The sequence below is a fragment of the Enterococcus sp. DIV0421 genome (assembly GCF_051713745.1).
In the GTDB taxonomy this organism is placed as follows: Bacteria; Bacillota; Bacilli; order Lactobacillales; family Enterococcaceae; genus Enterococcus_D; species Enterococcus_D casseliflavus.
Genome location: NZ_JBIOQM010000002.1, coordinates 1,440,088 through 1,447,440 on the forward strand (window position 1 = coordinate 1,440,088; position 7,353 = coordinate 1,447,440).

12 protein-coding genes and 1 pseudogene are annotated in these 7,353 nt (G+C 33.5%); 4 read left to right on the forward strand and 9 right to left on the reverse strand.

The genetic code is table 11. From position 1 onward, the window contains the following. The first annotated feature begins 6 nt into the window (after nt 1-6). Complete coding sequence (locus IGI96_RS17990) at nt 7-252, forward strand: hypothetical protein (RefSeq protein WP_438785450.1); 246 nt, start codon at nt 7-9, stop codon at nt 250-252. Nucleotides 253-973: 721 nt separating this feature from the next. On the opposite strand, the gene IGI96_RS17995 is transcribed toward IGI96_RS17990, so the two are convergent. From IGI96_RS17995 to IGI96_RS18035, 9 genes are all read right to left on the reverse strand, one after another. Then, nucleotides 974-1,489, reverse strand: a complete 516-nt coding sequence (locus IGI96_RS17995; protein WP_438785473.1) for an IbrB-like domain-containing protein — start codon at nt 1,487-1,489, stop codon at nt 974-976. Next, nucleotides 1,489-1,608, reverse strand: a complete 120-nt coding sequence (locus tag IGI96_RS18000) for a hypothetical protein (protein ID WP_438785451.1) — start codon at nt 1,606-1,608, stop codon at nt 1,489-1,491. The genes IGI96_RS17995 and IGI96_RS18000 overlap by 1 nt, the downstream gene beginning before the upstream one ends. Further along, entirely contained in the window at nt 1,598-1,723 is a 126-nt protein-coding gene (locus tag IGI96_RS18005; protein WP_438785474.1) for a DUF3440 domain-containing protein, read from the reverse strand. Before IGI96_RS18005 ends, IGI96_RS18000 begins: the two co-directional genes overlap by 11 nt. After that, nucleotides 1,683-1,769: a hypothetical protein gene (locus tag IGI96_RS18010; RefSeq protein WP_438785475.1), complete on the reverse strand. Its 87-nt coding sequence runs from the start codon at nt 1,767-1,769 to the stop codon at nt 1,683-1,685. Before IGI96_RS18010 ends, IGI96_RS18005 begins: the two co-directional genes overlap by 41 nt. 37 nt (nt 1,770-1,806) lie before the next feature. Beyond that, on the reverse strand, nt 1,807-2,505 hold the full coding sequence (locus IGI96_RS18015) for a DUF3440 domain-containing protein (RefSeq protein ID WP_438785452.1): 699 nt from the start codon (nt 2,503-2,505) through the stop codon (nt 1,807-1,809). A gap of 58 nt (nt 2,506-2,563) precedes the next feature. Then, entirely contained in the window at nt 2,564-2,755 is a 192-nt protein-coding gene (locus IGI96_RS18020) for a hypothetical protein (protein ID WP_438785453.1), read from the reverse strand. 207 nt (nt 2,756-2,962) lie between these two features. Beyond that, nucleotides 2,963-3,523, reverse strand: a complete 561-nt coding sequence (locus tag IGI96_RS18025; RefSeq protein WP_438785476.1) for a class B sortase — start codon at nt 3,521-3,523, stop codon at nt 2,963-2,965. A 171-nt stretch (nt 3,524-3,694) separates the two neighbouring features. After that, the gene (locus IGI96_RS18030) at nt 3,695-3,979 is read right to left on the reverse strand and encodes a YitT family protein (protein WP_438785477.1); all 285 of its coding nucleotides are present in this window, start codon (nt 3,977-3,979) and stop codon (nt 3,695-3,697) included. Beyond that, entirely contained in the window at nt 3,871-4,293 is a 423-nt protein-coding gene (locus IGI96_RS18035; RefSeq protein ID WP_438785454.1) for a YitT family protein, read from the reverse strand. Before IGI96_RS18035 ends, IGI96_RS18030 begins: the two co-directional genes overlap by 109 nt. A 286-nt stretch (nt 4,294-4,579) precedes the next feature. Between IGI96_RS18035 and IGI96_RS18040 the strand changes: the two are divergent. The 3 genes and pseudogenes from IGI96_RS18040 to IGI96_RS18050 all read left to right on the forward strand — a co-directional run. Then, nucleotides 4,580-5,004 (forward strand): annotated as a pseudogene (locus IGI96_RS18040) (IS110 family transposase); the annotation flags it as partial. 360 nt (nt 5,005-5,364) lie between these two features. Further along, nucleotides 5,365-5,565, forward strand: coding sequence for a transposase (locus IGI96_RS18045; RefSeq protein WP_438785478.1), 201 nt, complete (start codon nt 5,365-5,367; stop codon nt 5,563-5,565). 1,188 nt (nt 5,566-6,753) lie between these two features. Continuing rightward, the coding region (locus IGI96_RS18050) for a transposase family protein (RefSeq protein ID WP_438785455.1) at nt 6,754-7,353 on the forward strand (600 nt) is incomplete at its 3' end.

Genomic DNA, 7,353 nt, shown 5'->3' on the forward strand with positions numbered 1-7,353 from the left:
GATTACATGGAGCATCATACACACGAAAATCACGTTGATTACGTGCATAATGGTTATGAAGATCATTGGGACCAATGTACGTTAGAAGTCAATGAAAAAAATCCAGGCATCTGTAATCATGTAGAAGCAGTTTGTCAACATCATCCAGATTGTGGCCATGAACAAGTGCCTCATGGTAATCATACAGATTATTTAGTGAATGGCCGTTTACAACATGTACATGACGACCATGGTGCAGTTGAAGTTCTTTGATTCATACCGTGTAAAATTCCTTGATCTCTAATCTTCTGAGCTTTAAGGGAGTTTTTGTTTACCAAAAATTCCTCCACCTTCATTTTCTGAACTCGTTTCTGTATCTATCGGTTATATGATTCTATCCTCGCTATCTCTGTCTTACCATACTATCCTCTTTGTTTTGATTACTTTTAACTTTGGTCGATTTCAGTGGAATGCACTTCAAAATAGAATACTCAATAAAAAAACTGCTCAATTTTCATCTTGACTTATTACCATTAGACTTAACACTCGTTTTTTCTTGATTGTAAATCCCCAAAAGCCCCATACGCTCTTGTCTTTCTTTTATAGCCATATCCTCGTACATCATCGACAATTCCACTTATTTTCACATCAATAATGATAAATCGTGCTTCCCAGCTACAAGAAAAAACTGAAAAACAGACCACTATATACGGTAAAATCATAAATATTCCCAAGCAATGATTCATCTTGCACTCTCTTCTTATATATTAGACTAACAGTACAAACTAGATTTCTTTTTTTATTCTTTTTACATAGGGATGTAACACAAGTTAACTAGTTAATTTTCACTCTTTTCAAAAATGGGCTCCTCGTCATTTAGTGTTTTTCTCTACCAACACTAAATGACGAGGAGCCGTTTGATTTTGCACAACTCATCAATCCCTATTGACAAAGAGCCAATATTTTCAATCTAGACTATTCGTTCAACTGTTCCTCAAACTCTTCTGGTTCCCACGCCTTTTCCAAATGTATAATCCTTAAATAAAGTCGCTAAACCTGTTATCTGTTTTAATCTTAGTATTTCATCTTTATCCATCCCTAAATGCTTTGCAATCCAATTATCACTTCTACCACACTCATGCAGTTCTTTTACAATATTACTCATCAAATCAACATCATGGCTACCTCTTGCCCTGTTATGCCTGATAGTAGATGCCATTCTATGATCAAGTGCTTTATCAATGATAGAAACAGGTAGTCTTCCTTCTTCTCTTTCATAAATATCAGAATAATCAAGCATGATACGATATCTATGAAATCCATCTACGATAATGTATTTATCCTCTTCCACATTGTAATAACACACAATCGGCATGGTATATCCATCCGATTTAATACTATCATACAAAAGTTTCATCTCTGGCGGTGCTACAGTATTAGGATTATAATCATTAGGAAATATTTTTTCTATTGGGATAGATTGAATTTGATAAACCGGACTTTTTAAAATTACTCACGTTCCAATTCCTCCAAACTCGTTTTATATTTTTGCTTTATAGCATCTACTACTCTTTGTTGTTCACGAGTTAAGCCAAACCCCATAAAACGACAAATATGATCATTTTTCAAAAATACAAAAACACATTCTTTTCCAACTAGGAATATCTTTTGTGCTTAAAATATCATCTGTATGATCCGGAATTTTACCTAAGAAAATAATTCGGGAATTTTTTAAAAATGGTATAGTTTGAAACACCATTTCTTTCAATATTATAGCCTTTTTCTTCCAATTCTTTAATTGTTTCTTCTTCTAACCCTCCACCAGTATTATGCCAAAAGAAAAATTGATTTATTAAATTTGCTAATATAATTATTCCTGAGTCTAACCGGTAAGGTTGCTAAAAGAAACTGTGTATAAGATTTCCATGTATGCCCTTCAGGAAGTGTCACATTTCTGTACCCTACGGCTTTTGTCTTTCCGTAAATATTAGCAAAATTAGCTCCCTTAACTCTACCCAAAAGTTTTACCCACACAGTAGGATCTATAACCCTGTAAAGATTTAAAGTATCTTTTGCATAATCTTGAAAAGGAGACGCTACTCTCATTTGTGCAGGCGATAATCCTGCTTTATAGTACAAATCATATAAATAATTATATCTATACCCAAACTTATAATAGGCATGCCATATATCTTCTACAGACCAGTCATAAAGAGGAGAAGCTGCCCACATATCCTTAAATTGCTTTGTGATCCAACACTTATTCTTATAACCATATTTTTTATTTACAAATCCACTATATCTTTGTAAAGATTCATCTGCTCTAATACCAAGTAAACAAACCGTCTTTTTATCTCCACTTAATTGTCTATACCATCTGCCGAACTGTTTTGCCAAGTCCTCCTGGTGCATTCGATAATGATAAGTGGTCATTGGATTATTATCTAAATTGATTACATAGTCATGCCTTGGCATAGGCCGAACCCATGAATCTTCTTTTTTATCATCCCATGGATACCAATACATTTCATAGTCATGCTAAGTGCTGTTCTTGTAGCCATAGGTAAACAAACCCAATACAATCTTACATTTTTTTCTTTTTCTCAAGTTCTGAAAAAATAGACTCTACATATTCTGTTGTCGCACCATACTGAGCCTCAAAATCTTGATGAAATACCCCTATTTCTCTTTCAGGATAATACTTATCTCTAAAATCTAATAGAATATTTAAAAGCAATCCACTATCTTTTCCGCCTGAAAAAGAAGTATAAATCACAGGAATTCTTTAAATACAAAATGTAGACGCTCAAGTAGTGCTTCGTATACATTCTTTTTTAAATATATCCTCTGCATCTACCTATATCTTCTCCTTACATTTTACAAAGTAATATTAATCACATATTAATATACTTTTTTTATTTCATCTATATAATCACACTGTTTTTTTAGCTTACAACTACAATATAAATTCAGGACTCATTTATTATCGTACTCTTTTAGCTACAACAATAAATCTTCCTTCTTCTACAAAATAGCTACAAGTAGATAACATAAGAACCGGTTCTCCATATCTAATATCTTTTACCTCCCCATATAGAGTAATTTCAGAAAGTTTGCTTATATAGTCATCAAAAGATTCTACTGACAGATCCCCATAATAATCAAAATGGGGATTTTTCAAATCTACACGAAAAGCACCTATCACTTCATATTTTCTACTCTCCCCTATTATATTAAAATAGATAAATGGATGTGAATCTTTATATCCAACTTCCTCATACTTCTCCAACGTACCAAACATCGAACCATTCTTCATATGATGTCCGTATATAATAAAACATTCTTTATCTGGACCAATACCTTCTCCAATATAAGGCGTTCCATTTAGTAAATATTCCTTTTTAAAGTTTCTTCTTAAATAGTAATTTGGATTATCAGGTGTACTCATTACAGGATAATCAATTGGGGTATCAGGTATTGTAAGCCATCCTATATAGTCTTTATTTTTTTCAGCTAATATCTCATATCCTGTATTGTCATCAATGTCTTTGGTATAAAGAGACTTTGTTTTCGTATCTTTATTTAAATCATCACTCTTTTCTTTTTTTTATTTTCGCGTTTTGCAGTCTCTATCTTCTGTCTAAGCTCTTCAAACTAGTTATTTTCTTTATGCTCTGTTTGGTTTAGCTCCATGGTAAGTAGCTCATTCAAAATACTAATACGGAATTTGAAACTGAGTATATTTCACAAAATTTACTGTTTTTGAGAAAATGAAACAACTAATCAAAGTAAATAAAAACTGAGAATAGTTCATGTAGCTTAGTGATAATAAAAGTATAATTACGGTAATACATAATAGACTAGTACCAATTCTTATACCAAAATATTTTTCTAATAATAGATATAAAATATCTGTTCCACCAGTACTTCCACCCCAAAACGATATATTATACCGCAGCCTAAGCCAGACAGTATTCCAGTTGCTATACTTGAAAGAAATAGATTGATTTGAGGTGGGGAAGGAATAAGCTGTGTCCAAAAATTTAAAGACACTGTTAATATAGACATTCCAAATAAGGTTTTTAATATTGTTTTTTTTCCTAACGCGAAAAAAGACACTATCAACAATGGTAAATTAATAAGTAGAATTGATAGAGAAGGGGCAATTGCCCACAAACTCTTTAGAATCAATGCAATACCGGTTGCTCCACCCTCTCCTAATTTATTGGGAATATTGATTACACAAATTGATAATGAATAAAGACAAATGCCTAGTATAATTCCTAAAACATCCAAAACATATTTTCTTTTCATTTTACATTCCTTGTATATTTAGATTACTCAATTAATCAGCTATTCCGTTTTAATTAGCTATTATTTTATCAATAATTGAGTTAAGCGCTGTGGACTAGTACTACTTCCACCAGATTACTCTGGAATACTTTTGTAGAAAGGCTATAGCCACAGCTCTTTGTCAGATTGTTAATAAGTTTGTTGGCGCATGACATCAGTTCGTGACGCTTGATTGATCACAAGGTTACATAAGCAAAGAGTAGGTGGAGCACAGCGTAAATTTTATCTGATTAGGAGTGATCCTTAGTTGTATGTTGGAATTGATGTTGCCCAGCATAAACATGACTTAGCGGTCATTGATACTGAAAGAACGATTTTTGTCCGTCACCTTCAAATCGAAAATAACCGTGAAGGGTTTACGAAGCTTCAAATAACGCTTGACAATTTGCAGAAAACAACCGGTGAAGACATTCAAATCGCCTTAGAAGATACAGGGCATTATTGCTTCAATATCCTCCGCTTACTTCTGGCGCAAGGATACCCAACCTATAGCTATAATCCGTACTTAATTAAAGAATTTGCCAAGAATCAAAGTTTACGAAAAAGCAAAACCGAAAAAAAGACGCCATGACGATCGCTCGAAAACTACGAACAGATCTTGATAAACTATCATTTAGTGCTACCCCTTCAATGATTGAGTTGAAGTATTTAACTCGACATACAGCCAGATTAAAAGAGGATTGTACTCGAAAAAAAGTAAGCTGCACACGCATTCTAGACATTCTCTTTCCAGAACTCGCACCTTCTTTGGGTTCTTCTTCTGCGAAACACCAATCCTATGTATACGCAATACTAAAAGAATATCCCTCTGCTAAAAAGCTAGGGAATGCACATTTAACAAAGCTAACTAATCTTATTTCAGCGCACTCAAAGGGTCGCTTTAGAAAAAAACAGGCAGTCACGCTCAAAGCCATCGCGCAAAACTCCATTGGTCAAGAATCTCCTGCGTTAAAATTTGAACTCCTTCAAACTATTGATGCCAAGTATTTTACAACTATACGAGACAATGCAGAAAAGGAAGTTTCTCGATTAATGAGTGAAATCAATTCGCCTATTTTAACGATTCCTGACATTGGCTATAAGTTAGTGAGTGTCATTCTTGCCGAAAATCATGATATTAAGAATTTCCGTTCATCGAATCAGCTGCTTGCTTATGCAGGTGCAGAACCTTCCGTCTCCACTTCTGGAATGAATAAAACGGAAACTAGACGAATGGTCAAACGTGGATCCTAGCAATTACGTGGGGCATTGCATGAGTCCGCCAGGCTCATGTCTATTTGGTTACCATCTATGCATGTCTACTTCCAGAAAAAAACTAGCGGAAGGAAAACACTATAATGTCGCAATTAGTCATGTCATAAGAAAACTGGTGCGGATTATTTATCAACTACTGAAAGATAATAAACCTTATGAGGAGCAGAAAATGATCGTTAACTGATCTTTTCAAAAATTCCCGTTGCCTAGGATATCTTGATCATGCCTTCAAACCATATAAAAACTACATTATTCAAACCTTTTCTATTGTGCTTGACTTAATATAGTTTGTCTTTCTACAATAATATTAATCAAAAGAACACCCTCAGTTGAGAAAGCGAAAGAAAAACAACCAAAATCTATAATTGATTTTAGAAATAAAAGATAATTTGTCAAGATGAATTTTATGCATTCCGCTGAATCTTACAGTAAATGATTAGATTCAGTAAGATAACAATTGAAAAATTTCATTTCATATTTTATAATCTAACTATCCAAGAAATTTTTTCATTAATCTCCTTTCAAAGGAAGCCCGCTCTCTCTGGAGTGGGTATTTTTGTACTCGTAGCCAATTCCTTAATTGAGCTAAGGACTTATAATTTTTGTATATTTTGTCTGTAAACAATAGATTTACTTTTTCTTTTGAACCAAGTTACTCCCAAAATACCTAATGTAATCCACCCTTTAAACATCTTATCCATCAATTGAGAAAAGACATAAGAAATCAATAATCTCACCAACAAGCAACTAACAAAAAATAACAACTTCTTATTCAATAGCCACACATCTAATTCTTTCATTTTTTATGATTCAAAATATCTATCATAGTTTACTGTTTCTTTTTTCGTTTTTTTCATAATAGGTAATCCCACACTAAACGTATAATATATATAGAAACACAACAAGAAAAACAACAGCTAACAGATCCTTAATAAAAAATATGCGCATTGAATCTAACAAAAGTAATGATAATAAGAAAAAACTAAAAATAGAAAGACACACCAAAAAAAAATCAACAACTCCTTGGTTCTACAATATTTAGTGTTGATGGAAAATCTACGGAATTTCTACTGACACTTTTTTTGTAAAAAAAGATAGAAAGAGAGATAGCCTAACTGGTAGAATTTAGTCGTCTAAAATAAAACCAAACCAAGAAAGGATATCTCCATGGATCCTTGTACTAGAAAATTGTTAGGTTTAACAGATGAAAATTTATTCTTCGAAGAAGAATGGTTAGAGACTATAGAAGAAGAGGGGTTTCGCACCAATATTATCCATGCCAAACTTAGCTATATACCAAGCCATTGCCATAAATGTGGCATCAAAAATGAAGGACAAATTATCAAGAATGGCTCACATAAAACAAAAGTCCAACTTTTGCCTTATCGAGCAACAAAAACAGAATTACGCTTGGTACGTACACGTTTTTACTGTAAAGAATGTCAGTCGACATTCAATGCTCAGACAAACTGGGTGGATGAAAACTGCTATCTTTCGAAGGAATTAAAGATTCAAATTGCCTTGGAGCTGGTGAAGAATACAACAAGAAAAGAAATTGCCAATCGCTGCTTTGTCTCTGATGTAACCGTTCTGCGTGTCCTGCACACCTGTTTAAAAACGTACCATCCTCGTTTTGATACGTTCCCTTCGGTCCTTTATTTTGATGCGTTCAAATCGCTGAAGTCCTGTAGTGGAAAAATGAGTTTTGTTTTTATGAATGGGCAGCCCCAGCAATTAATCGGTGTATTGGAGAATCGTCGCCTGGCT